Annotated in this window: 17 protein-coding genes; 6 read left to right on the forward strand and 11 right to left on the reverse strand. The window is 69.8% G+C overall.

Translation table 11 applies throughout. The features are described from left to right. The first annotated feature begins 104 nt into the window (after positions 1 to 104). Positions 105 to 2468 (forward strand): TonB-dependent receptor plug domain-containing protein, encoded by a 2364-nt coding sequence (locus ACQ4L4_RS15170; protein ID WP_431099771.1) that lies wholly within the window; start codon positions 105 to 107, stop codon positions 2466 to 2468. 105 nt (positions 2469 to 2573) lie between these two features. Here ACQ4L4_RS15170 and ACQ4L4_RS15175 read toward each other — a convergent pair whose 3' ends face one another. The 4 genes from ACQ4L4_RS15175 to ACQ4L4_RS15190 form a co-directional block, all read right to left on the reverse strand. Next, the gene (locus ACQ4L4_RS15175) at positions 2574 to 2996 is read right to left on the reverse strand and encodes a cold-shock protein (RefSeq protein WP_377161158.1); all 423 of its coding nucleotides are present in this window, start codon (positions 2994 to 2996) and stop codon (positions 2574 to 2576) included. Positions 2997 to 3197: 201 nt separating this feature from the next. Continuing rightward, entirely contained in the window at positions 3198 to 5186 is a 1989-nt protein-coding gene (locus ACQ4L4_RS15180) for a prolyl oligopeptidase family serine peptidase (RefSeq protein WP_431099772.1), read from the reverse strand. 152 nt (positions 5187 to 5338) lie between these two features. Next, positions 5339 to 6652, reverse strand: a complete 1314-nt coding sequence (guaD, locus tag ACQ4L4_RS15185) for a guanine deaminase (RefSeq protein WP_431099773.1) — start codon at positions 6650 to 6652, stop codon at positions 5339 to 5341. Between the two features lie 28 nt (positions 6653 to 6680). Further along, positions 6681 to 7628, reverse strand: coding sequence for a LysR family transcriptional regulator (locus ACQ4L4_RS15190; RefSeq protein WP_431099774.1), 948 nt, complete (start codon positions 7626 to 7628; stop codon positions 6681 to 6683). Positions 7629 to 7790: 162 nt separating this feature from the next. Here ACQ4L4_RS15190 and xdhA point away from each other — a divergent pair, with 162 nt between their 5' ends. The 3 genes from xdhA to ACQ4L4_RS15205 all read left to right on the forward strand — a co-directional run bounded on the left by xdhA (position 7791) and on the right by ACQ4L4_RS15205 (position 12907). Further along, on the forward strand, positions 7791 to 9371 hold the full coding sequence (gene xdhA / locus ACQ4L4_RS15195; RefSeq protein ID WP_431099775.1) for a xanthine dehydrogenase small subunit: 1581 nt from the start codon (positions 7791 to 7793) through the stop codon (positions 9369 to 9371). Beyond that, entirely contained in the window at positions 9368 to 11842 is a 2475-nt protein-coding gene (gene xdhB / locus ACQ4L4_RS15200) for a xanthine dehydrogenase molybdopterin binding subunit (RefSeq protein WP_431099776.1), read from the forward strand. Before xdhA ends, xdhB begins: the two co-directional genes overlap by 4 nt. 138 nt (positions 11843 to 11980) lie before the next feature. Next, positions 11981 to 12907 (forward strand): hypothetical protein, encoded by a 927-nt coding sequence (locus ACQ4L4_RS15205; RefSeq protein ID WP_431099777.1) that lies wholly within the window; start codon positions 11981 to 11983, stop codon positions 12905 to 12907. Positions 12908 to 12949: 42 nt separating this feature from the next. Here the strand turns inward: ACQ4L4_RS15205 and ACQ4L4_RS15210 are convergent, their stop codons facing one another. Beyond that, positions 12950 to 13945: an SLAC1 anion channel family protein gene (locus ACQ4L4_RS15210; RefSeq protein WP_431099778.1), complete on the reverse strand. Its 996-nt coding sequence runs from the start codon at positions 13943 to 13945 to the stop codon at positions 12950 to 12952. Positions 13946 to 14121: 176 nt separating this feature from the next. On the opposite strand from ACQ4L4_RS15210, the gene ACQ4L4_RS15215 reads away from it, so the two are divergent. Next, positions 14122 to 15072, forward strand: a complete 951-nt coding sequence (locus ACQ4L4_RS15215) for a GlxA family transcriptional regulator (RefSeq protein WP_431099780.1) — start codon at positions 14122 to 14124, stop codon at positions 15070 to 15072. 23 nt (positions 15073 to 15095) lie between these two features. Here ACQ4L4_RS15215 and ACQ4L4_RS15220 read toward each other — a convergent pair whose 3' ends face one another. Next, positions 15096 to 17831 carry a DUF2339 domain-containing protein gene (locus ACQ4L4_RS15220; RefSeq protein ID WP_431099781.1) on the reverse strand — a complete coding sequence of 912 codons (2736 nt, stop codon included), beginning with the start codon at positions 17829 to 17831 and terminating at the stop codon, positions 15096 to 15098. A 211-nt stretch (positions 17832 to 18042) separates the two neighbouring features. Next, positions 18043 to 20058, reverse strand: coding sequence for a peptidase inhibitor family I36 protein (locus tag ACQ4L4_RS15225; protein ID WP_431099782.1), 2016 nt, complete (start codon positions 20056 to 20058; stop codon positions 18043 to 18045). Positions 20059 to 20369: 311 nt separating this feature from the next. On the opposite strand from ACQ4L4_RS15225, the gene ACQ4L4_RS15230 reads away from it, so the two are divergent. Next, entirely contained in the window at positions 20370 to 21779 is a 1410-nt protein-coding gene (locus tag ACQ4L4_RS15230) for a carbohydrate-binding protein (RefSeq protein WP_431099783.1), read from the forward strand. Positions 21780 to 21871: 92 nt separating this feature from the next. Here ACQ4L4_RS15230 and ACQ4L4_RS15235 read toward each other — a convergent pair whose 3' ends face one another. The 4 genes from ACQ4L4_RS15235 to ACQ4L4_RS15250 all read right to left on the reverse strand — a co-directional run bounded on the left by ACQ4L4_RS15235 (position 21872) and on the right by ACQ4L4_RS15250 (position 25584). Continuing rightward, complete coding sequence (locus tag ACQ4L4_RS15235; protein WP_377161126.1) at positions 21872 to 22222, reverse strand: GFA family protein; 351 nt, start codon at positions 22220 to 22222, stop codon at positions 21872 to 21874. A 57-nt stretch (positions 22223 to 22279) separates the two neighbouring features. Then, positions 22280 to 23137, reverse strand: coding sequence for an HDOD domain-containing protein (locus ACQ4L4_RS15240; protein ID WP_431099784.1), 858 nt, complete (start codon positions 23135 to 23137; stop codon positions 22280 to 22282). Positions 23138 to 23202: 65 nt separating this feature from the next. Further along, positions 23203 to 23814 carry a Crp/Fnr family transcriptional regulator gene (locus ACQ4L4_RS15245; protein ID WP_431099785.1) on the reverse strand — a complete coding sequence of 204 codons (612 nt, stop codon included), beginning with the start codon at positions 23812 to 23814 and terminating at the stop codon, positions 23203 to 23205. A 351-nt stretch (positions 23815 to 24165) separates the two neighbouring features. After that, entirely contained in the window at positions 24166 to 25584 is a 1419-nt protein-coding gene (locus ACQ4L4_RS15250) for a glycerate kinase type-2 family protein (protein ID WP_431099786.1), read from the reverse strand. Between the last annotated feature and the right edge of the window lie 9 nt (positions 25585 to 25593).

A 25593-nucleotide genomic window follows, 5' to 3' on the forward strand; every position in this document is an offset into this window, starting at 1 on the left:
CGACGCATCGCCCTGCGCATCGTCCGCGACACCCTCACCACCTTCCGCGCCACCGTCCCAGCCATCGCCAGATCGGGCCGCGCTTGCTCCTGCCATTGCTTCCGATGACAAGCACCCGCCGACCTGCCCTGCATCCGCTCTCCTTCGCCTTGATGCTGGGCCTGAGTTCCTCCGCCTGGTCCCAGGCCACCCCGCCCGCGAAAGCACCGGCGCCCGTCCCTGAGCGCTCGCGCCCCGCGGCGCCGCCGTCCGTCCCCAAGCAAGCCGACAACCCCACGCAGCTCGACCGCGTCGAGGTCCAGGGCACCTCGCGCGACGACGACCAGCGTCGCGCCTCCACCGCCTCGAAGATCATCATCGGCCGCGAGGAGATCGAACGCTACGGCGACGCCACCATTGGCGAGGTGCTCAAGCGCCTGCCCGGCGTCACCACCGGCGGCCGACCCGGCCGCGGCGGCGAGGTCCGCATGCGCGGCATGGGCGGCGGCTACACCCAGATCCTCGTCAACGGCGAACGCATGCCGCCGGGCTTCTCGCTCGACGAACTCCCGCCCGAACAGATCGAACGCATCGAGGTGATGCGCGCCCCCACCGCCGAATTCGGCGCGCGCGCCATCGCCGGCACCATCAACGTCGTCCTGCGCGAAGCCATCCAGCGGCGGCTCAACGAGGTCCGCCTGGCCACCACCTTCGAGCGCGACCACGTCACCCCGAACTTCAACTGGACCCGCAACGACAAGATCGGCGACAACGGCGACGCCTACAACTTCACCGTCAACGCGATGCAGCACAAGCGGCTGGACGACATCGACTCGCAGTCGTTCACGCAGCGCTTCGACCCGGCCACCGGCGCGCCTCAGAGCCAGACCCTGCTCCAGACCCGCGGACAGACCGCCGACGAGCGCAAGTCGCTCAACATGACCGGCCGCCTGCAGCTGCGCCTGGGCGGCGGCGACACCATCGCCCTGCAGCCCTTCGTCATGGTCAATCGCGGCAGCGGCGGCAGCAGCTCCCGGCAGACCCAGTCCGCCGTGCCCGACGAGAACGCCTTCGAGCGCATCAAGTACGACACCGCCACGAGCGACAGCACCAGCCGCTCCGCCATGGCGCGTCTGAACCTGCAGTGGAACAAGCGCATCGACGAGCGCACCCGCATGGAAACGCGCCTCGGCGCCGGGCGCATGACGATGGACAGCAGCGCCCATCGCGAGGAAGACCTCGACGCCACGCCCGGCGTCTTCTATCGCACGCAGGACGACACGACCAAGAGCCGCGACACGCAGTGGAGCGTCAACCTCAAGCTCACGCACCAGATGGACAACGAGCACAGCCTCGTCGCCGGCGTGGAAGGCGAAGGCACCGAGCGCACCCAGACGCGCGGCTGCTACGAGGTCTTCGGGCAGACCATGAGCGGCAACAACTGCGCCTTCCTCGCCGACTTCGGCGAGAACGTCAGCGCCTCCACGCGCCGCCTGGCCGTCTACGGGCAGGACGAGTGGAGCGTCGGCAAGCAGTGGGGCTTCTATGCCGGCCTGCGCTGGGAAGGCATCCAGACCGACAGCACCAACAACCAGGGGCCGGTGAAGAACACCTCCAGCGTCCTCACGCCGCTGCTGCACGGCGTCTACAAGATCGACGAGAAGAGCCGCGAGCAGATCCGCGCCAGTCTCACGCGCAGCTACAAGGCGCCCAACCTGAACGACGTCATCGGCCGGCTCAGCATCAACAACCAGTTCACATGCCAGCCGCCGGACGTGCTCTGCGGTCCCAACCTGATCAACTACCCGGACCGCTTCGGCAACCCCGACCTGAAGCCGGAGATGGCCACCGGTGTCGAGATCGGTTACGAGAAATACCTTTCGAAGGGCGGCCTGCTCAGCGCCAATGTCTTCTACCGCCGCATCACCGACCTGATCCGCAGCCAGGCGCAACTCGAGACGGTGCCCTACGCCACCGAGCAGCGCTGGGTCATCCGCCCGCGCAACATCGGCAACGCCAAGACCTACGGCGTCGAGCTCGAGGCCAAGTTCCGTCTCGACGAATACCTGACCGACGCACTCCCGGTCAACGTGCGCAGCAACCTCTCGCTGTTCCACTCGGCCGTCGACGGCATCCCCGGCCCCAACAACAAGCTCGATCAGCAGCCGCGCTACACGGCCAACCTGGGCGCGGACTACCGGCTGCGCTCGGTGCCGCTGACGCTGGGCGCCTCGCTGAACTACACGCCGACGACGCTGCTGCAGCAGAGCGACCAGGTGCTCAACGACATCGACAAGAAGCGCGTCATCGACCTCTCCGCGATGTGGACCTTTTCGCCCACGGTGGCCGTGCGCGTGGCCGCGAGCAACCTGGTCCCGCTGACCTACGGCAACGGCAGCATTGCCACGACGCCGGGCCGCATCGTCACCAGCGAGAGCACCGGCCGCAGCTTCACCGTATGGACCGTGCGCCTCGAACTGAAGGTCTGAGGACGCAAAAAAGGCTGCCCGCGGGGGCAGCCTGAAAGATGCGGAGCGAGAGGGCCTCCGCGAGGGCGACGGGGCTGCAGGTGCCAGCCCCAAGGAGTCAACTTGTCAGCGGCGGGCCTGGCCTTGGGTCAGGTCTTGCGCCTGGCTCAGGAACTTGCCGCCGATTGCATGGCTGGCGGGTGCCCACACGGTGGCGCCGACGCCCAGCACCAGCAGGGCCAGGACCGTCCATGTCAGCGGCGAGGTGCGACGGCGGGCGATCGGACGCGGCGGCCGCGAGGCCATGCGGGCGGGGCGCAACTGCGATGGCAGCTTGAATTCCTGCAGGCGCTGCAGCCGCACCGCCTGTTTGCTGCCGTCACTTCTGGACACAACCTCGAAGCTCAGGCGCTCGCCTTCCTGGGGTGTCTGGCCGTCCATCGGAAAGGCCGACACATGCACGAACAGGGCATCCCCGCCCTGTGCCGGCTTGAGCATCCCGTGACCGCGCTCGGCATACCAGCTGTCCAACGTGCCTTCGAATCGCATGATCTGATCCCCCATCGTGTAGAAGCCCGACGAGCCCCGCAGGCTTGTGGCCTGCTCGGGCGTCCTGGACCGGGCGCTTCTTTCTCTGTCTGGACAAAAAGGCCCGGCACTTGGCCGGGCGCTTTTTGCTTCTGGGGGCATCGTGCCTATGCCGGGGCGAAGCCCGGCAACAGCCTGTAAACCGTGCAACTTCACACGGTTTTAATTCTTCAAGCCGGGCTTCAGGTACTTGTCGAGGAACTCGAGCATCTTCTGGTTGGCCTCGATCTGGTTCTTCTTCTTCGAGAACCCATGGCCCTCGTCGTCGAAGACCACATACTCGACCGGCACGCCGTTCTTCTTCACCGCGTCGACGATCTCATCGCTTTCCGGCTTGATGACGCGCGGGTCGTTCTTGCCCTGGATCACCAGCAGCGGCTTGCGGATCTCCTTGGCATGGAACAGCGGCGAGGTCGCGACCAGGAAGTCCTTGTCCTTCACCGGATCGCCGATCTCCAGGTACAGCGCCTTGCGGAAGCTCTCCCAGTACGGCGGGATCGACTCCAGCGTGCGCAGCCAGTTGGACACGCCGAAGATGTCGATGCCGACCTTGAAGGCCTCCGGCCGGAAGGCCATCGCCGCCAGCGTCATGTAGCCACCGTAGCTGCCGCCCATGATGCCGATGCGCTCGGGATCGATGACGCCGGTTCCGGCAAGGTAGGTCTTGGCCTCGATGCAGTCCCACAGCGGTTCGCGGCCGTGCTTGCCGTCGTCCGCGGTGAAGAAGGTCTTGCCGTAGCCGGAGCTGCCGCGGTTGTTGATGCCCAGCACCGCATAGCCGTGGTTGACCAGGTACTGCACCATCGCCGAGTAGCCGCGCGTGGTCTGTCCGCCCGGGCCGCCGTGCACCATCACGACGGCCGGCACCTTGTGGGTCGGCGACGCCTCCTTCGGCTCGTAGTAGACCGAGGGGATGACCATCCCGTCGAAGGAGCGGAAGCGCACGATGCGGCCCTCGACGAGTTCCTCCGGATCGATGTCCTTGGACAGCGTGCGCGTCAGCTGCCTGACCTGCTTCGTGCCGAAGTCGTAGACGTAGAGATTGCTCGGCGAGCGGTCGCCGTTCAGGTAGAACGCCATGCGCTGGCTGCTCTTCGAGAAGGTCACGCCGCGCAGCTCGCCGCCGGGCAGCTTGGGCAGCACGACCGGCTTGCCGTCGGCGGTCTGCACGATGCGCAGCTCCAGGCTGGCATCGGCGTTGACGCCGGTCACGCGGTAGCGGCCGTCACGCGAGTAGCTGCTGTAGACGATGTCCCAGTCCGCCTTCTCCAGGTCGCGCTTCTGGCCCGAGGCCAGGTCGTAGGCGATCAGGCGCTGGAACTCGGAGCCCTCGTTGGACAGGATCAGCAGCGTCTTCGACTCCGGATCGAAGTCCGTCGTGCTGAACGAGGCCACGCCCTGGTGCGGCGTCAGGTGCTTGGTCTCCTTCGACTGCGTGTCGTACAGGTAGACGTCCGAATCCGCCGTCGTGTTGGTCTTGCCCAGCGCCACCCAACGGCCGTCGCCGCTGACGTCGAACACCGCGTTGCCGTCGTTGTTCTGGTAGATCAACGTGCGCGCGTAGGTCTTGGCGTCATAGCGGTAGACGTCGATGTAGCGCGCGTCGCGCTCGTTGGTCGTGACGAAGAAGGCGTCGCCGTCGCGGCTCCAGCCGGAGAAACCGGCCTTGACCTTGTCGCCGGGGGTCAGATCGCGCTCGCTGCCGTCGAGCTCGCGCACGATCAGATGGTTGTTCTCGTTGCCGCCCTGGTCGCGCGTGAACAGCACGCGGTCGTCGTTGCGGAAATAGCTGACCGCGTAGTGGCTCTCCGTCGTGGACTTGGTCAGCGCCACCGGCTCGCCGCCGTCGACGGACTGGCTGTAGACGTTGAAGATCCCGGTCGCATTGCTGCTGAACAGGATGCGGCGCTCGTCCTGCGAGAACGACGCGCCGCGGACGGACGTCGTCGCCATGAACTGCTCGATCGTGTAGGGCTTGGCCGGTCGCGGCTGCGAGGGCCTGGCTTGAGCCTTGGCCGTGGCGGCGGTCGCGGGGGTCTTCGCGACCTTCTCCGTCGCGGCCTGCGCCGGCATCGCCGCCATTGCGCCCAGCGCCAGGCACAGCGCCGTCAGCGCCACACGCGGCGCGCCCATCGGGGACAACTTCGTCATCGGGGATCTCCTCTCCTGATCGGTCCCGGGGACGTCCCGGGAACCCCCGACTGTAGGCATCAGGGTCAGGATTTGACTAGCCCGGGATCCACGCGCTGCGCGCCGCCGCGACAGGACGCATGCAGGCGCGACGAACGGCAGCCGCGGCCTTCTCAGGGCCGGCGATAGCGCGGCACGCCCGCGACGTAGCTCGCCACCAGGTTGCGGTCGTCCGACAGCGTCATCCAGGCGAAGGCGCGCTCATGCGGATCGCGCGCCAGCGCCATGCGGGCCTCCGCGACCGGGCCGGCGGCCCAGTCCCAGATGCAGACGTCGGCCAGGGTCTTCGCGCCGAAGTGGCCCAGCTCGTCCGACAGTCCCAGCGCCTCGGCCGCGCCGAGCGTCGCGGCATGCAGCCCCGCCCAGGCGGTCAGGCGCTGGCCGTTGAGCGCCTGCACCTTGTAGCCGTCCGCCAGCGTGCGCTGCGCCGACAGCGAGGTCCCGCCGCCCACGTCGCTGGCCGCGCTCACGCGCACGCCGGCGGCGAGCGCGCCGGGCCAGTCGAACAGCCCGCTGCCCAGGAAGAGGTTGGACGATGGGCAGTGCGCGATGTGCGCGCCCGTGCGCGCGATCACGCGGCGGTCCTCGTCGTCCAGCCAGATGCCGTGCGCCAGCACCGCGCGCGGATGCAGCAGGCCGACGCGGTCGTAGACGTCGAGGTAGCTGCGCGCCTCGGGGAAGAGCTTGGCCACCCACTCGACCTCGCCGCGGTTCTCGGCCACGTGGGTCTGCATGTAGAGGCTGGCATCGGCGCGGCACAACGCGCCGGCCATCGCGAGTTGCTCCGGCGTGCTCGTCGGCGCGAAGCGCACCGTCACGGCATAGGACAGGCGTTCGCGCTGGTGGTGCTTCGCGATCAGGTCGAGGCAGTCGCGCTCGGCCTGCACGACATCGTCGCGCAGCGCCTCCGGCGCGTTGCGGTCCATCAGCACTTTGCCGGTGATGAGGCGCATGCCGCGCGCGGCGGCGGCGTCGAACAGCGCATCGGCCGAGACCTTGTGCACCGTCGGATAAACCACAGCTGACGTCGTGCCGTGCGCCAGCAGCGCGTCGAGGAACCGGCCCGCGCCCACGTGCGCGACCTCAGGGTCCATGTAGCGCTGTTCCGCCGGGAAGGTGTAGGTGTTGAGCCAGTCCAGCAACTCGGTGCCGTAGGACGCGATCACGTCCAGCTGCGGGCTGTGCACATGCGTGTCCACGAAGCCCGGCAGGATCAGCCGGCCGCTGTGGTCATGTCGGACCCAGCCCTCGCCCGGGTCCTCGGGCTGCGAGCCGACGATGCGACCGTCCTCGATCAGCAGCCAGTGATCCGGACGGAAGCGCACGGCGGGGTCGTCCACGCGCGCCCATTGCGGCGCGGCGGTGAAGTCCAGCAGGTCGCCCTTCAGGGCCAGGCGTGCGGGAGCGGCGGATCGGTCGGTCGTCATGCGTTCAGAGGAAAGGGATTCAGGAACATCACTTCACGAGTTCGCGCGCGACTTCGCGCACCTGCTCGCGCAGCCAGCGCAGGGGTGCGCTGTTGTGGCTGACGTCATGCCACAGCTGGTAGTACGTCATCGGCGGGAACGCCACCGGGCAGCGCAGCACCGTCACCGGCAACTGGTCCAGGTAGCGGTTGCAGAACAGCCGGCCGGTGGTCAGCACCAGCAAGCTGCGCGCCACCATCTGCGGCAGCTGTCCGAAATGGGCGCAGCGCACCGCGATGCGGCGCTCCAGGCCGAGCGAGGCCAGGTGCTGCTCGATCACGCCCGGCTGGCCGCGGCTCAGCGGCATCGGCGCCAGGTGCTGGCAGTCGAGGTAGCGCTCCTGCGTCCAGGCGCGCGGTGCCATCCGCGCCGCGGGATGATCCTTGCTGACCAGGCAGACGACCTCGTCCACCAGCAGCCGGCCCATGTGGAGCTCGCCGGGCGGCTCCAGCCAGTTGCCGATCACCAGGTCCACCTCGCCGCGGGCGAGCGAGGTCCGGTAGTCGAAATCGGCGTTCAGCGGCTGCAGGTCGAGCTGCACGCCCGGCGCGAGGCGCTGCAGGTGGGCCACCAGCATCGGCAGGAACAGCGGGTCGAGGTAGTCGCTGGCCGCGACGCGCAGCCGCAGCTCGGCGGTCGCGGGGTCAAAGCCGGACTTGCGCAGCCGCGCGCCGAACAGCTCGTCGGCCTCGCGCAGCAGGCGCTCGGCGGGCGCGAGGAGCTCCAGCGCGGTCGCGGTCGGCGTCATGCCGGCGCCGCTGCGCACCAGCAGCGGATCGCCCGTCAGGGTGCGCAGACGCCGCAGCTGCGCGCTCAAGGCGGGCTGCGTGCTGCCGAGCCGCATGGCGGCCCTGGACACACTGCGCTCGGAAATCAAGGTATGCAGGACCCGCACCAGAAGAAGATCGATCTTGTCGAAGTTCAGCGCTTCCGACATGGCCGATGGCGTATAGATGTCATAAGACCCATCGTATAACCATAGCGACGTCGGAGGAGTACCGTTCCGGTTAATTGCATCCGGCTTCGCCTGCTGCGAACCTCGCCCGCTTCTTGCTTGCCAGCCAGCGCCCTTTCCAGCGCATCAGCCCTCTTCCCGTCCATGACCGATCCCCGCCCGATCCGCTTCTTCCACCAGGGCCGGCTGCAGTCCGTCACCGGGCTGCCGCCGACCACCACGGTGCTGCAGTACCTGCGCGAGCACGCCCGCTGCGCCGGCACCAAGGAAGGCTGCGCCGAAGGCGACTGCGGCGCCTGCACGGTGCTGGTCGGCGAGCTGGATGCGGACGGCAAGGCCGTCGAGCTGCGCAACGTCAACGCCTGCATCCAGTTCCTGCCGATGCTGGATGGCAAGGCGCTGCTGACGGTCGAGGACCTCGGCGACAGCGCCGACCTGAACCCGGTCCAGCAGGCGCTGGTCGACTGCCACGGCTCGCAATGCGGGTTCTGCACGCCCGGCTTCGTGATGACGATGCAGGCGGTCTATGAGCGGCACCAGGCCTGCGGCACGCGGCCGGGGCGTCAGGCGCTCGCCGACGACCTGTCGGGCAACCTGTGCCGTTGCACCGGCTACCGGCCGATCCTGGACGCGGGCGAGCGCATGTTCGATGCGCCGGCGCGCACGATCGATCGCGCGCCGATCGTCGAAGCGCTGCGCGCGCTGGCCGAGGATCCGCCGCTCCATTACGAGGCGCCCTCGCGCGCCGGTTCGCCGCAGCGTGTCTTCGCGCCGCGCTCGATCGATGAATTCGCCGCGCTGCGCGAATCGATGCCGCAGGCGCGGCTCGTCGCCGGCGCGACCGACGTCGGCCTGTGGGTCAACAAGGAGCATCGCGAGCTTGGCGACGTGATCCTCACGGGTCGTGTCGAAGAACTCCGGCGTATCGACACGGTCACGGTGCAGGACGAGCCGACGATCAGCGCCGGCACCATCAGCGTTGCGAACGCCGCGAGCGCGTCCTCCAGCGCCACGCTGCGCATCGGTGCCGCGGTCCCGCTGGAAGACGCCTGGTCCGCGCTGACCGCGCGCGTGCCCGCCCTGCGCGAGCTGTGGCTGCGCTTCGCGTCGCCGCCGGTGCGGCACGCCGGCACGCTGGGCGGCAACATCGCCAACGGCTCGCCGATCGGGGACGGCGCGCCGGCCTTGATCGCGATGGGCGCGCATATCGTGCTGCGCCGCGGCGCGACGCGGCGCTCGCTGCCGCTCGAGGCCTTCTATCTCGACTACATGAAGAACGCGCTCGAGCCCGGCGAGTTCGTCGAAGCGCTCGAGGTCCCCACCCCGCCGCCCGGCACGCGGCTGCGCGGCTACAAGCTCGCCAAGCGCTACGACAGCGACATCTCCGCCGTCTGCGCGGTGCTGAGCCTGCGGCTAGAGGACGGCGTCGTGCGCGATGCCCGCTTCGCGTTCGGCGGCATGGCCGCGATCGTCAAGCGCGCGGCGAAGGCCGAGGCCGCCGTGAACGGCCGCGCCTGGGACGAGGCGGCCTCGATCGCCGCGGCCGCGGCGCTGCGCGAGGATTTCAAACCGATGACCGACCTGCGCGCGAGCGCGAGCTACCGCGAGCGCACCGCGGCGAACCTGATCCGGCGGTTCTGGCTGGAGACCCGCGCCAACGCGCCCGTCGCGGCCGAGTCGGCCAGCGTCTGGCAGGCCGTCAACCTGCAGCGGAGCGTCGCATGAACAAGCCGTCGGAACTCCCGGTGGGATTCAACGCCGACGCGCCCGATGCGGCCATCGGCGCGCCGATCACCGCGCCCAATGCGCCCGATGGATCCGATGGGTCCGACACGGCCCTGAGGCCGCAAGTCGGCATCAGCCGTGCGCACGAGGCTGCGCACCTGCACGTCAGCGGCGAAGCCACCTACATCGACGACATCGCCGAAGCGCAGGGCACCCTGCACGCGGCGCTGGGACTGTCGCCGGTGGCGCACGGGACGCTCGTCTCCATCGATGTCGACCTGCTGCGCCGCCAGCCGGGTATCGTGGCGGTGCTGACCGCCGCCGACATCCCCGCCGATAACAACTGCGGCCCGCTGCTCCACGACGATCCGATCCTCGCCGACGGCGAGCTGCGATACGTCGGCCAGCCGGTCTACGCGGTGATCGCCACCGATCGTGAACTCGCGCGCCGCGCCGCCGCGATGGCGAAGCAGGCCGTCGTCAGCACGCCCTTGCCGGCGGTGCTGACCGCGCGCGAGGCCCATGCCATCGGCCAATACGTCATTCCGCCGATGCACCTGGCACGCGGCGACGCACAGACGGCGCTGGCTGCCGCGCCGCACCGCCTCGACGGCGAATGGGCCGTCGGCGGCCAGGAGCAGTTCTACCTGGAAGGCCAGATCAGCTACGCGCTGCCGCAGGAGAACCAGGCGCTGCTGATCCACTGCTCGACGCAGCATCCGTCGGAGATGCAGCAGCTGGTCTCCCACGCGATGGGCTGGCAGGCCCACCAGGTCACCGTGCAGTGCCGCCGCATGGGCGGCGGTTTCGGCGGCAAGGAATCGCAGTCGGCGCTCTTCGCCTGCGTGGCGGCGATCGCGGCCCACAAGCTGCGCCGACCGGTCAAGCTGCGCGTCGATCGCGACGACGACTTCCTCGTCACCGGCCGCCGTCACGGCTTCGACTACCGCTGGTCGGTCGGCTTCGACGACGAGGGCCGATTGCTCGCCGCCGAGATCGACCTGATCTCCAACTGCGGCCACAGCGCCGACCTGTCGGGACCGGTGATGGCGCGCGCGCTGTGCCATTTCGACAACGCCTACTGGCTGCCGAACGTGTCGATGCACGGCTACGCCGCGAAGACGAACACGCAGAGCAACACGGCCTTCCGCGGCTTCGGCGGCCCGCAGGGGGCGCTGGCGATCGAGATGATCCTCGACGGCGTCGCGCGGCGGCTGGGGCTGGATCCGCTCACGGTTCGGCAGCGCAACTTCTATCGCGACGGCCAGGACGTCACGCCCTACGGCCAGCGCGTCGAGGACAACCAGATCCAACCGCTGACGGACCAGTTGGTCGAGACCTCCGGGTACCACGCGCGCCGCGCGGAGATCGCCGCATTCAACGCGGCCAACCCGGTGCTCAAGCGCGGGCTGGCGCTGACGCCGGTGAAGTTCGGCATCTCGTTCAACGTCGTCCACCTGAACCAGGCGGGCGCACTGGTGCATGTCTACACGGACGGCTCGGTGCTGGTGAACCACGGCGGCACGGAGATGGGCCAGGGGCTCAACACCAAGGTCGCGCAGGTGGTGGCGCATGAGCTGGGCGTTCCGGCCTCGCAAGTGCGCGCGAGCGCCACCGACACGAGCAAGGTCGCCAACACCTCGGCGACGGCGGCGTCGACGGGCTCCGACCTCAACGGCAAGGCCGCTCAGGATGCGGCGCGCAAGATCAAGCAGCGCTTGAAGCCGCTGGCGGCGCGGCTGCTCGGATGCGATGAGGAGGCGCTCGTCTTCGATGGCGGCGAGGTGCGCGTCGACGGGCGGGCCGATGGCAACGGCGACGGACACCGCGAGGGACTCGACGAGCCGAAGGCGATCAGCTTCAAGGAGCTCGTGGCCAAGGCCTACCTGGAGCGCATCCAGCTGTGGAGCGACGGCTTCTACGCGACGCCTGGCCTGCACTGGGACCGCGCCAAGCTGCAGGGCCGCCCGTTCTACTACTACGCCTTCGGCGCGGCGGTGTCGGAGGTGCTGGTCGACACGTTGACCGGCGAGACGCGCGTGCTGCGGGCCGACGTGCTGCACGACGTCGGCAAGTCGCTGAACCCGGCGCTGGACATCGGGCAGGTCGAAGGCGCGTTCGTGCAGGGCCAGGGCTGGCTGACCAGCGAGGAGCTGGTGTGGCATCCGCAGTCGGGGTTGCTGCTCACTCACGCGCCGAGCACCTACAAGATCCCGACGGCCAACGACATGCCACAGGACTTCCGCGTCGCGCTCTACGACGCGCCGAACGCGGCGGACAGCATCCACCGCTCGAAGGCGGTCGGCGAGCCGCCGCTGCTGCTGCCGTTCTCCGTGCTGCTCGCGATCAAGGACGCGGTCGCGGCCTGCGGGCCGGAGCGCTGCGATCCGCCGCTGCGCGCGCCGGCGACGCCGGAGGCGGTGCTGGATGCGATCGACGCGATCCGAGACGTGCGCTCACCCAGTCTCTGAACAGAGGACGCCCGTCCGGGTCGCGATCGTGATCGCCGGCCCTCGTCGTGAGGGCCCGCTTCCCTGTATCGTCACGCCTACAGACAAGGTCCTGGGGAGGACGTGGTGAGATCGACGACATGGGCCGCCGCTGGCGGCGTGCTGGGCGCATTGCTTGCGGCGTTCATCTTCTTCCGTGCGGAGGCTCCCGCCACCAGCGGGAATGCTTCAACGGCGGCATCGAACATCAGCATTTCGCACGGCGCATCGGCCGATCCAACGATCCCATCGCCTCCGCCGTCGACCTCGACCTCCCTGCCCACCGTCGAGCCGACGCACACAGCCCGTCGCGCCTGGGACCAGGCATTCGCCCAGGCCCGTCAAACCAACATCCGCGTCGCGGCGCATCAGGCCGCGATCTCCGGCTCATTGATCGATGCGATGGCGGTGGAGCGGGCGCGGCAGCGTTGCCTCATCCTCAACGCCCAGTTCCGGAGCGCGCTGTCCCTTCACAAGGAGAAGGTGCCCGACAGCATGCAGCAGGCGGCCGCGCGACTGGAGCAGGTCTGCGAAGGTGCCATCACCGTCGGCCCGCCGAAGCTCCTGTCCATCAGGGACGACGCCGGTTTTGGCGACCTGGCGGAGGCCCTGCTGAACAGGAACGGCATGCTTCGGGACAGCGCGCTGCGCGAACGTCTTCTGCAGCGGATCCTGGAGACCCAGTCGCTGGAGCTGCTGGAGGCCTTTTCCCCGAGCCTGTTGAGGCAGGACACGATGCCCTTGCTGGGGCTCGAGCCCTCGGCTGACCTCCTAGCCGCGCCCGACGAGGCGATGTTGCGGCTCGCGGTTCAACTCCGGGCCTGCAACGCTCGCGGCGATTGCGACCGCGTGGCCCAGGAGAACTTCACGTGCATCGAGTCTCAAAGCTGTCTGTCGGACCTGAACGACTTCCCCGACCAGTTGATCTTCGTCCCGCCGGCTCAACGCTCTTTTGTCTACAGGCTCACGGAGAAGCCCATCGACGAAGCGGTCCTGCGCCGGCGCTGGGCGGAGATCCAGGCAGCGGTGGCCCGCATCGGCGGATGACGCGCGCTGCGGGGCGTCGACCTCCTGGGCTCGCCTCGCTGATCACCGGAACAACTTCCCATTCAAGACGATCGCGACGGTCCTCACGAACAGCACCGCCAACGCCACGCTCAACGCGCCGAGCAACACGATCGCCAGCACCTGGAGCGGCAGTCCACCTGCGTGATGCGCGTACTTCAGCGCCGCGCTCGCCAGCGCCGCGATCGGGAAGCTGATCCCCCACCACGCCGGTGAGAACGCGATGCTCCGACGGAACACCTTCGGCGCGATCACGAGGAACAGGAACAGCCCGAAGTAGAAGAGCACTGCCGCGAACCGATCGACGCCACCGATGATGTTGGTGTACGCGAGGAAGCCCACCTCGAACGGCGCGACCAGCATCATCAACGACGGCGTCACCCCCGGCGCCAGCGGATCGCGGTGGACGAGGCGGCTCACGATCATCACGAACAGCACCGGCGCCAGCATGGCGCCGACCGCACCGGCGATCAGGTTCATCTCCGGCGCCCACGCCATGGGCATGTCGCGGCCCGTGACCGCGATGTCAAGCGTCGCCACGCCGGAAAGCAGCCACGCGGGCATGACGAGCGCGGACTCCAGCTGCCCCTTCAGCAGCCGCGAGACCGCGATGAACGCGAGCGTGAACGCACCCAGCCCGCCGAGCGTCCACAACGCATGGGCCGTCGTCGCGCTGTAGGGCTCGATCAGCGACGACAGCAGCAGCAGCGAGATCGCGATCGTGCCGAAGAAGTTGCCGCCCACCGGGTGATTGAACTCCGCGCGCACGGCGTCCGGATGCGTCGCCAGCTTGAACAGATACCCCGCGGCCATCAGCACGAACACGGCGACCGCGAGCGCGCCGACCGCCTCGCCGATGAACGCGGGCACGTCGAGGTTGCGGTGCGCGAGGCGCCAGGCCAGCGCCAGGCCGGACAAGCCCATCACGGACGCGAAGAGGTTCACCGGCAGGTGACGGATCGAGGTGCCGGCGTGGGCGGAAGACGCCGACGGGCCCGGCAGGCTCGGCGTCACGGACATGGGCTCAGAAATGGGCTGAGACATGGGCGGGAGCATGGGAGGCGAGGCGTGCATGGCGGGCGTCCTTGGCTGGGTCGTTGGCTGTATTTGCGTGTGCTGTTATTTTCTGCCAAGCTCCCCGGAGCGTGCCCACCCACGGCACGGCGTTTCCTGCCAATCACCGGGCATTCACCGCCATGCGCATCGCCATCCTCGCCTTCCCCCGCTTCCAGCTGCTCGACGTCGCCGGACCTGCCGATGTCTTCGCGGAAGCGTCCCGGCAGCTCGGCGATGCCAAGGCGTATCAGGTGAGCGTCATCAGCACGGACGCAGGTCTGCTCCGCAGCAGCGGCGGACTGCGCTTGGCGATCGACGCGACGGTGGCGACGCATCGCGGGCGCATCGATACGCTGCTCGTCGCGGGCAGTCCCCGGCGCGAGGACATGGCAGTCGACGAGGACCTGCGGCGTTGGCTGCAACGCCAGGCGCGCACGGCGCGTCGCTACGGCTCGGTGTGCACAGGCGCCTTCGCGCTGGCCTCCGCCGGCCTCCTGGACGGCAAACGCGTGGCAACGCACTGGAACTCGACCGACCGTCTCGCGGCCGACCATCCCGACGCCTGCGTCGAGCCCGACGCGATCTACGTGAAGGACGGGAATCTCTTCACGTCGGCGGGCGTGACCGCGGGCATGGACCTGGCGCTCGCGATGGTCGAGGACGACCACGGGCGCGAGCTCGCACTGCGCGTCGCGCGCCAGCTGGTGATGTTCCTGAAGCGCCCCGGTGGGCAGAGCCAGTTCAGCGCCCATCTGGCCGCGCAGACGGCGGAGCGCTCCGACGTGAGCACGATCCAAGACTACGTGCTCGCCCATCTGCGTGCGGACCTGTCCATCCCGGCGCTCGCGCGCCGCGCGGGCATGAGCGAGCGCACCTTCGCGCGCGTGTTCCGCAGCGAGACGGGCACGACACCCGCGGAGTTCGTCGAGAACGCCCGCATCGATGCCGCGCGCCGCATGGCGGAGGACTCCGACCTGCCGGCGAAGCGCCTGGCCGACGCGGTCGGCTACGCGAACGTGGACGGCTTCCGGCGGGCGTTCAGCCGAAGGCTGGGGTTGAGCCTGGTCGAGTACCGCAAGCGCTTCGCCTAGGCCCGCTGCGCGCGTTGGCGCGTCTACTCCCTGGCCGGTGGCTGCGGCGCCAGATATCCCGCCAGCAGGAACAGCGCCCCCATGCCGAGCAGGCTGCCGACGATCCCCATCGGAGACAGCGCCAGGCTGCCCAGCGACAGCAGCAGCTTGACCGCCGAGCCCGCCAGGACGACGGCCGAGACCTGCCAGGCCAGGCGGCGACCGCCGCGCGTGCTCAGGAACAGGAAGCCCACGCCGACGGCGGCCAACGCCACCGGCAGCAGGTAGCTGTTCCACGCGAGCTCGAACGCGAGTTGCGGCGGATCCGTGAGGCCACGGACGACGACGTAGCCCATCGCCACGCCCGCCGCCGAGGCGGCGACGCTGCGGACCTGCGCGGGCACGCCCTCGCCGAGCTTCCACCAGGTGACCAGCGCGGCATAGAACGACGCTGCCGCCATCGCCCATTCCACACTGTTCGTGCCGACATAGGGCCAAGCCGCCAGCACCAGCGGGACCGGTGATCCCAGCAGCGCCGCGTGCGCCACGCTGTAGGGCGTGACGTAGAACGCCTTGGCCGCCGGCGCATCGACCCTCAGTCGACGCAGCACATGCGCGAAGGCGGCGGTACCCGCGACCGCGAGCAAGGCGATCAGCGCCCAACTGCTGCTGAAGATGAAGGCCACGAGCGCCGGCAGCAGATGCGCCAGCCAGAGCAGCGCCTTCGCGCGCTCGGCCGCGCCTGGGCTGAGCGTCCTGCGCAGCGACCTCAGCGCCACCACCGCGCCGAAGACCACCGGCGTCACCAGCGCGCCGAGCGCCAGGCCTCGCGGCGCCTCCCGCGCCACCGTCAGTGTGAGCAGCCATCCCAGCGCCAGGACGGCCGCGTAGATCGTCGGCACGAATCCGACGCCAGCGATCTTCGAATCCTCCGCATGCTTCGCGGAGGACACGTGCATCGCATCACCGGCTTCGTCCGACACGACCGACGCGGCCGACGATCGGCCCAGCACATGCGCCAGCGCGGTCGCTCCGAGCATGATCAGCGTGAACACGGGCAGGAGGCGGAAATCGAGCCCGGCATACCGGTACGAGAACGCCGCGGCGGCCGAGACCGTCACAGCCGCTGCGAGCGCCGCGTCCACCGCCCTGCCCTCGCGCTGCATGCGCAAGGACATGGCAAGACCTGCCACAAGCAGCAGCGCGACCGGCCACAGCGCCGGCACGTCCATCACGGCGACGGCGCCCACGGCGAAGAGCACGCGCGCCAGCACGCGCCGGATGACGGACTGCGCGCGCGTCGTCAGCATCAGGATGGCGCCTTCGGCGAAGAGGCCGAAGCTCGCGACCGAGCGCGCGAGGTCGCCCTGCACCAGTCCGGCGGCGACGCTCAGCGCGCTCAGCACCCAGGCGGTCTCGCGCAGCGCCTGCTGGCGGAACACGCGGAGGCCGATGAAAGCGAGGACTGCCGCCGTGATGAAGGCGACGACCATGAAGGCGGTCGGCGCCAGCAGCCAGCTCTCCAGCGCGATGAACACGACGGCGGTCGTCGAGAAGCAGGCGCTCAGGATCGGTATCTCGCGCGCCGGCGCGGACGAGACGTCGCCACGCGCCAGCTCAGCGGGACTGTGCCGTTGCGCCCAGGCGATGGCCCAGCCCGCGAACTGGGCGACGTAGGCCAGCAGCAACGCCTGCTGCTGCCACGCGGGCAGCGCGGGCTCGTGGCTCGCGCCTGCATAGGCCAGCGAGGCCAGGCCCGTCGCGCAGACATGCGCGTGGATGCCGATCTCCTGCCAGCGGCGCGACAGGCTCACCCACAGCGCGAAGGCCGTGACGATGAGGCCGTAGCCGAGGTTGAAGAGCAGCCCGGCGTGGCCGTACATCGCCAGCAGCGGCGCCGCGTAGGCGCCCAGGAAGCCGACGCCGGCCAGCACCTTCGCATCCTCCTTCAGCGCGCGATACACCAGCACGCCGGAGATCGCGGTGAAGAGCACCAGCGCGATGGTCGGTGAGATGACTTCGTATCCCGACGCGCCGACATAGGTCGCCAGGAAGCCGATGGCCGCCGCCCCGCCCTGCACGACCTGACCCCAGAGCCCGTTGCGCGCGCTCAGCTTGATGCCGGCGAAACCGAGCGCCGCCGCCGCGGCCCAGCCCAGCGACACCTTGGCCAGCGGCGACAGCAGATGGCCCCACTCGATGGAGCGGAAGAGCACGACGAAGCCCAGCAGCAGCAGGACGATGCCGGCGACGGCGAAGAGGTTCTTGCGCAGCAGGTCGAAGAAGGCGACCTGCCACGGCGGCGTGGCGGACTGAGCCGGCGATGCCGGCGCGGCTCGCGGTGCTGCTGGCGGGCGCGCCAGGACCGTCGTCGATGTCACCGCCGCGGCGGGCACGGATACAGGTCCGGCGGGCACGGACACCGGCTCATATGGCGCGTGCGCCGCCGGCGCCTGCGGCGCCTCGACGGGGCGAGGCGTTGGCGGCGGCTCGACGGAGCGCGGCGTTGACGGCATGCCCTGAGGCGACATCGGCACGGTTGCAGTTGCAGTCGCGGCGGCGATCGGCGATGTCGCCGCAGGGAGCGCGGCCGGCTGCTTCGGCACCGGGGCCGCCCCCTGTGACGATGGTGCCGTGTCGACGGATGCGGACAGCGGACGCGCAGCGTCCTGTACCGCGAGGCGCTCCTCCAGGACCCGGACGCGCCGCTTCACGTTGGTGAGCTGCCACCACAGATAGCCCAGGGCGGCGAGCAGGCAGAAAGCTTCGAAGGAGTCCATGTCGCGCGCGGCCGGAGCAGGTCGGGAGAAGGACCGCAGTGTCTTTCAGGGGCACGCCGCGTCAATGGACGAAAGTCCTGGGTATCTTGAGGCGATACCGGCAGGCTCGGTCACCGGAACGAGAACGCCCCGCGGATGCGGGGCGTCGAGGGAGCGTGCGCCCCGATCAGGCGCAGCGCTCAGGGCCGTCGTGGGCCGATCGGGCGGCTGATCAACGCGCCGACTCGATCCGCTGCGCGTTCAAGCCATCCGACACGATGAACTCGAAGCGGCCGCCGGCCGGCAGCTCATGCGTGTCCAGCGTCGTCTCGCCGCCCTGCAGGTCTTGCGCCAGGTTCAGGCGGCGGGTGCCGTCCGTCCAGGTCACGCTCAGGAACGGCGCGGACTCCGCGTCCCAACGCAACGTCGCCTTGCCGCCGGCTTCCTTCACCGTCACCTGCGCTCGGCTGCCGCCGGCCGCCAGCGACTTCGCACGGGCGTTGGTCACCTTCGCCTGGGCCTGCGCCAGCGTCACACCGTCCTTGATCACGCTGATGCTGGCGATGCTGTCGACCTTGGGCACCAGCACGCTGAAGTGCTGGTTGTCGCCGTCATGGTCCAGCGCCATCGCCGTGAAGGCCTGGTCCTGGATCTGGCCGCCCGTCGTCTGCACGCGCAGCACGTACGGGCCGGAGGCCGCGTCGGGCTTGGCGAACAGCGCCTTCACCGGGTTGATCTCGACCTGACGGCCGTTGATGCTGCCGCTCACCAGCAGCACGTCCTGCGCCACCGCCTTGGCCTCGGCCGCCTGCGCCTTGGCCGTGTCGGCCGGCGTCAGGAAGGTCTGCATGATGCGGTAGTTGTAGTCCGAGAACACCTTGCCGCCGCAGTAGCTCATGATGTCGTGGCGGTCCGTCGGGCGCGGGTCGTAGAACGTGTTCGTGTCCGACAGGTAGCTCCAGATGTAGCGGCCCGGCTTGCCCAGGTTGGCGTCCGGGTACGGGTACTTCGGATCCGGCGACCCGGCGCCGCCGCAGGCCGCATGCGGCAGCGAGAAGTTGTGGCCCAGCTCGTGCGCGACGACATCGCGCACCGTGTCCGGATTGCTCGGCATGTCGAAGCCGACCGCCGAGTTGCCTGGCACGTAGCCCAGGCCCGCCAGACCCCAGGTGCGCTTGGGGATGAAGCCGAAGTAGTAGTCGTGACGGGCCGCGCCCTCGATGCGGTGCAGGTCGGCGAGCTCGCCCAGGATCTTGCCGAAGGCGTCGCTCCACTGCGCGTCGGTGCTCGGCAGCGTGGTGACCTTGCTCGACACGAAGGCCGGGTGCGATTGCAGCGTGACCGTCGACACCGGGAACAGCGCGCGCAGATGCGCGCTCTGGTCCGTCGGCAGCTGGCCCGTCGTGCCGGCGATGCGCACCGGGATCGGCACGAAACGCATCGGCGTGCCGCCGCCCACGCGCGGCGTGAAGCTCTGCGCCGCGGCGCCGGCGACGGTCACCGTCACCTTCAGGCCGCTCTTCACCAGCTCGGCCGGGATGCTCACGCTGTAGGCGTCGTCGAAGGATTGCGTCTCCGACACCGTCGTCGGCAGGCCGCGGCGCGGTGCCGCCAGCACCAGGTCGCGGCTGCTGCCGTCGACCGTGTTGTCGACGCGCACGAGGCCCGTCGGCGCGGCGGTGCCGGCCGGCGCGGTCACGTTGACCTTCAGCAGCGCCGGCTTGTTGGCGACCAGCACCAGCTGGTTGTCCGTGCTGCCGTAAAGCATGGACTGCGCGAATTGCACGGAGGCCAGCGTCACGTTCGACGCCACCACCTTCGTGACGCGCATCGACGACACCGCGTCGTTGAGGCTGACCGCGGCCAGGTTGGCGTTGTCCGCCGTCAGCGTCACCGAGCGGCCGCCGAAGTTGATGTCGGCGAAGAGTTCCACCTTGAAGCCCGCCGGCACGCGGAAGGACGAGATGCGGTCGTTCCAGGTCGGGCCGATCCAGCTCGTCGTGGTGCTGCGGCACAGGCCGGCGCCGGCGTAGTTGGCGTGCTCGTAGAAGCAGACCTGCGGATCGGCGGCCGCCGTGACGGCGCCCGCGGACGCGGTGCCACCGCCATTCTGCTGAGCCGCGGACACCAGGGCGCCGGCGCCATCGCTGCCGCCCCCGCAACCGACGAGCACGCCGGCCAGGGCGAGCGACAGGGCCAGCGGATGCAGGCGGAGAGCGCCGTCCTGGCGCGCGGTGGTGATCGTCATGAATCCGTCCTTTGGAGGTAGGCGGCGGATTATTCGGAGCGCTCTGCGCACGCCGTGCAACGGGTCGCGCCGATTGGTAAGCGGGCGCAAGCAGGTTTCCAGCGTTTCGCGCTTTACAAGGCGGACACGAGCCCGCATGGGCGCCGAACGGTGCAACGCCTCGTTGCACTCGATACGGAACACGCGTCGCCGATTCAGGGACAACCATGAAAGCGATTTCACGAAACGCCACAGAATCGCCGGCGATCGGCAGAGGCCGCGCGGATGTCGCGCTGCGCCCGACCGATCCCTCAACCCCAAGGGAGCTTGCGATGACACTGTCCGAATCGTTCCGCCGTCCTGTCCTCACCGGCCTGCTGGCCGCGCTCGCGCTGTGCGGCGTGGCGTCCAGCGCCCTCGCCCAGACCAAGGTGGTCGGCTACATCCCGGGCTGGAAGGGCCTGCGTGCCGTGGCCGACCGCACCGACCTGACCAAGCTCACCCACGTGAACCTCGCCTTCGCGAATCCGTCGGGCAGCGGCGCCTTCCTCAGCAACGGCAATCCGACCTGCATGGACGCCTCCGCCGCCGACATCCGCTACGTCGTGCAGAAGGCCCACGCGGCCGGCGCGAAGGTGCTGATCTCGGTGGCCGGCGGCGCGATCCCCGGCTGCTCCGGCAACTGGCAGACGCTGCTGCAGCCGGGCAATCGCGCGGCCACGGTCAACGGCCTGGCGCAGTTCGTGAACACCTTCGGTCTTGACGGCGCGGACATCGACATCGAAGGCGGCGTGCTGACCGCCATCGACCGCGCCGGCAACTACACGCCCTTCATCCAGGCCTTGCGCGCCGCGCTGCCCGGCAAGCTGATCACCGCGGCCACGGCCACCTACGAGGGCGGGATGATCCCGGTCTCCTCGATCCCGCACTTCGACTTCGTGACCATCATGTCCTACGACAACGTGGGACCGAACTGGGGTCAGGTCGGGCAGGAGCACTCGACCTACGCGATGGCGCAACGCGACGTCGCGACCTGGCAGTCGCGCGGCCTGCCGAAGGAGAAGCTGGTGCTGGGCGTGCCGTTCTACGGCTACGGCTTCAACGGCTACGCGTCGGACTACGGCTTCAACGACATCGTCAACCAGTTCGGCGCGGCGGCGGCGCAGAAGGACCTCGTCGGCACGCTGTGCGCCAGCTGCGGCTACGTCACCTACAACGGCATCCCGACGATCAAGGCCAAGACACGGCTGGCGCTGCAGCAGGGTTCGGGCGTGATGATCTGGGAGCTGTCGCAGGACGGCACCGGCGCCAACAGCCTGCTGAGCGCGATCCGCGCCGAGATCGGCGGCACCACGCCGCCGCCGACGACGAGCCGCCTGATCGAGGCCGAGAGCTTCACCAGCCAGAGCGGCGTGCAGACCGAGGCCTGCAGCGAAGGCGGCAGCAACGTCGGCTGGATCGACACCGGCGATTGGATGGCCTACGCCAACGTCAACTTCCCGACCAATGGCAGCTATCGCGTCGAGTACCGCGTCGCCAGCCCGAGCGGCGCGCGGCTCTCGCTGGACCTGAACGCCGGCAGCATCCAGCTCGGCCAGGTCGCGATCCCGGCCACCGGCGGCTGGCAGAACTGGACCACGGTGTCGCACACCGTGAACGTCAACGCCGGCACCTATGCGCTCGGCGTCTACGCGCCGGCCAGCGGCTGGAACCTGAACTGGGTGCGGATCACGAAGCTGTGAGCACGCGCTGATGCAGGAATCCCTCTCCCGCTTGCGGGAGAGGGAGTGAGCGTGCCGCGTCGCGCGCGCATCAGCGCCGCATCAGCGCCGCATCAGGAATCCCGGCCGTTGTAGTGCGTGACCGGAATGCTTTCCAGCTCGATGCCTTCGAGGCAGCGGACGTTGATCGCCGCCATCGCATTGCCCTTCGGGTCCGTGCCCTCGGCATACGGATGGATCCCGCAGACCGCGCAGAAGCGGTGCTTGATCGCGTGCTTGTTGAACAGGTAGGTGGCGGCCGCCGACTCGTCGGTCTTCAAGCGGAACTGCGCGCGCGGCACGAACCACAGCAGCGAGCCCTTGCGCTGGCACATCGAGCAGTTGCACGACATCGCGCCGTCGATCTCGCCGTCCACCTCGTAAGCCACGCGGCCGCAGTGGCAGCTTCCCTGGTATGTCGTCATGCCGTCTCCGAATCTTTTCCTGGATCGTGAAGCGGCCGACCTTACCTCAGTGCCGCGTCACTTGAGCATCAGCTCGACGTCCTGTCCCGGATCCCCGCAGCCGTCCAGGCGCAGGCGCAGGAAGTCGAGGTCCAGGTGGAGATGCTCGACCAGCTCGGGCACCGCGGTCGTGAGCGCGGCGATGCGGTCGACGTCCTGGTCGCAGGCGTCGGCGACCACCTCGGCCAGGTGCAGGATCGCGGCGAGCATCGAGAACGGCCGCACGTCCAGCGGCGCGTTCGTGTCCTTGAAGGCCTCGACCAGATCCGCCGGGAAGTGCCAGTGCGCCGCGAGCGCCGCCGTCACGTCGGCATGCGTGCAGCCGAAGCGGTGCGACTCCAGCGAGAAGCGGCTGCCGGGCTCGCCCGCGTGGGCTTCGACGTCGGCGACCTGGTCGGGCTCGCTCATCGCCATCATCAGCTGGCCCGTGCGCAGCATCAGGCCCGCGAGGTAGGCGGCGTCCGCGTCGCCCTGCAGCAGCTTGGCCAGCAGCCGCGCATGACCGGCCGTGCGCACGCTGTGCCGCCAGAAGCGCTGGCGGTCGAGGCCCTTCACGTCGGGGAAGGTGCCGGAAAGGCTGGCCGCCATCGCGAGGTTGCGCAGCGTCTCCAGCCCCAGCGCCATCGCCGCGTCCTGCAGCGTGCTGATCGTGTGCGACGGGCTGTAGCGCGCCGAATTGGCCAGGCGCAGCACCTTGGCCGCGAGCGTCGAGTCCTTGCCGATCAGCTCGGCGATCTGCCCGAGCGAGACGCCGTCGTCGTCCAGGCTGCGCAGCAGCTTGCGTCCGACCTCGGGCATCACGGGGAGGCTGGCGTGCCCCCCGAGGAAACGTTCCGCGCTGGAACCGGCAATGGTCACGGCAGTCAGGGGGGTCACGCTGGCGATCGTCACATTGGCCTCCTCGGGACGTAACGACAAGTGTGGCAGCGAGTCTAAGCCGCTCAGCGACCGCGCGCCAGCGCCAGCAGCTTGACCCGGTCCAGCAGGCCGATGCGGTAGCCCTGGACCGCCAGCACGCCCCGATCGGCGAGCTGCCGCAGCGTGCGCGACAGCGTCTCCGGCGAGATCGACAGTTGCGCCGCCACGTCGCGCTTGCGCTCGCTGAACTGCACTTCCCCGGCGGCCCCGGCCTGCGCCAGCAGCCAGGCGGCCACGCGACCGGTGGCGTCCTTCATCGTCAGGCCGCGGATCGCGTCCTGCGCGTCTCGCAGCTGCGTGGCCGCGGCCCGCACCAGCGCCTCCAGCACCAGCGGCTGCGAGCGCAGCCACATCGCCGCGACGGACATCGGCCAGACCATCACCACCGCCGACGCGGAGACGACGCTGACGTCCTCCTCGTAGCGGCCCTCGAGCCAGGCGGTGTGCAGGTCCAGCCACAGCGGACCGGTCAGCGGCGCGCGCGCGGCGACCTTGCCCTCGCACAGCGCCAGCATGGCCACCGCGGCATCGCCGCGGCGGACCGCCAGCTCGCCGGCCTTGCAGCGGCGCAGCTGTGTCATGGCGGCCAGCGCGGACCAGCTCTCGCCGTCCAGCAGCAGGTCGCCCAGCAGCACGCGCCAGGGGATCGGATGGCCGGGACCGGGAACGAGTCCGGCACCGGCCGGAGGGAAAGCCGCCTCGGAGGCGAGACGGGCCCCGGCGGGGATGGCGGCGGGAGTGGAGGCGGGGATGGAGGCAGGAATGAGGGCAGGAATGAGGACGGGCGCGGGGCCAGCCACGGGCGCGGAATCGCTGGACTCAGCGGATCCGTCAGGGTCGGACGTCAGGTGGGCGATCACGGGCACTCTCGGAAACCGGAAATGCCGGACTGTCCTCGCCCTGAACGGAAATTGCCTTGAGGCGCGTCAACATCCGTTCAATTTCCCCCGTCGATTCGCTCGATGGGGGGATATCTGTGAAACGCCTCAGCGGATCAGCAGCGCGCGGAAGTCGTTGACGTTGGTCTGCGTCGGCCCGGTGATCAGCAGGTCGCCGAGGGCCTCGAACAACGCGTAGCCGTTGTTGGCCGCCAGCAGGTCCGCCGGCTTCAGGCCGAGCGCGCGGGCGCGCTCCAGCGTGCTGGGGCTGAGGAAGGCCCCCGCGTTGTCCTCGACGCCGTCGATGCCGTCGGTGTCCGCGGCCAGGCCCCAGACCTCCGGCTGCCCGTCCAGCGCGATCGCGCAGCCGAGCACGAACTCGCCGGCACGACCGCCGCGTCCGGGCTGCGGGACCAGCGTCACCGTCGTCTCGCCGCCGGACAGGATCAGGCAGGGCTTGGCGAAGGGCTCGCCGTGCCGCGCGACCGAGCGCGCCAGCGCCGCATGCACGCGGCCGACCTCGCGCGACTCGCCTTCGATCTCGTCGGAGAGCACATGCGCGGTGATGCCGAGCGCGCGGGCCGCCTCGGCGGCCGCCAGCAGGCTCTGGCGCGGCGCCGCGATGATGCGCTGCTCATGGCCGTCGAAGCAGGCATCGCCGGGTTTGGGCGTCTCCCACTCGCCGCGTTCCAGCGCGTCGATGGCGAGCTGGGGCAGCGCGATGCGGTAGCGGCGGCAGATCGCCAGCGCCTCGGCGCAGGTGCTCGCGTCGGGCACCGTCGGGCCGGAGGCGATCACCTGCGGATCGTCGCCGGGCACGTCGGAGATCATCAGCGTCAGCACCTTGGCCGGCGCGCAGGCGGCGGCCAGCCGCCCGCCCTTGATCCCGCTGAGGTGCTTGCGCACGCAGTTCATTTCGACGATGTTGGCGCCGCTGGCCAGCAGCGCGCGGTTGACCGCCTGCTTGTCGGCCAGCGTCAGCCCCGGCGCCGGCAGCGGCATCAACGCCGAGCCGCCGCCCGAGATCAGGCAGATCACCTGGTCGTCGACGGTGGGGTTGAAGTCGCGCACCTTCTGCATCATCCGGGCCGCGGCGCGCTCGCCGGCGGCGTCGGGCACCGGGTGCGCGGCCTCGACCATCTCGATGCGGCGCGGCCGGTAGTCCGGCGGGATGTGGCCGTAACGCGTGATCACCAGCCCGGTCATGGGCGCGCTCGCCGGCCAGGCGGCCTCGAATGCCTGCGCCATCGATCCGCCGCCCTTGCCCGCGCCGATCACCAGCGTCCGGCCCTTCGGCGGCGGCGGCAGGTGGCTCGCGAGGATCTTGCCCGGCAGCGCCCGGTCCACCGCCACGCGGTAGAGATGCTTGAGCAGCGCGCGGGGATCCGCGAGCAGGGCCTCAGCCGCCGGCGATCCGGCGACCGGCGACCCGGCGGCCGGAGCGCCCGGACCGGGCGAACCGGGACCGGACGTCGGGGCGGCCGGGGAAGCGGCCGGGGAAGCGGAATCGTCGTGGGGCTGGCTCATGACCGGCGA

This window comes from Roseateles noduli (genome assembly GCF_050626985.1).
GTDB lineage: Bacteria > Pseudomonadota > Gammaproteobacteria > Burkholderiales > Burkholderiaceae_C > Roseateles > Roseateles noduli_A.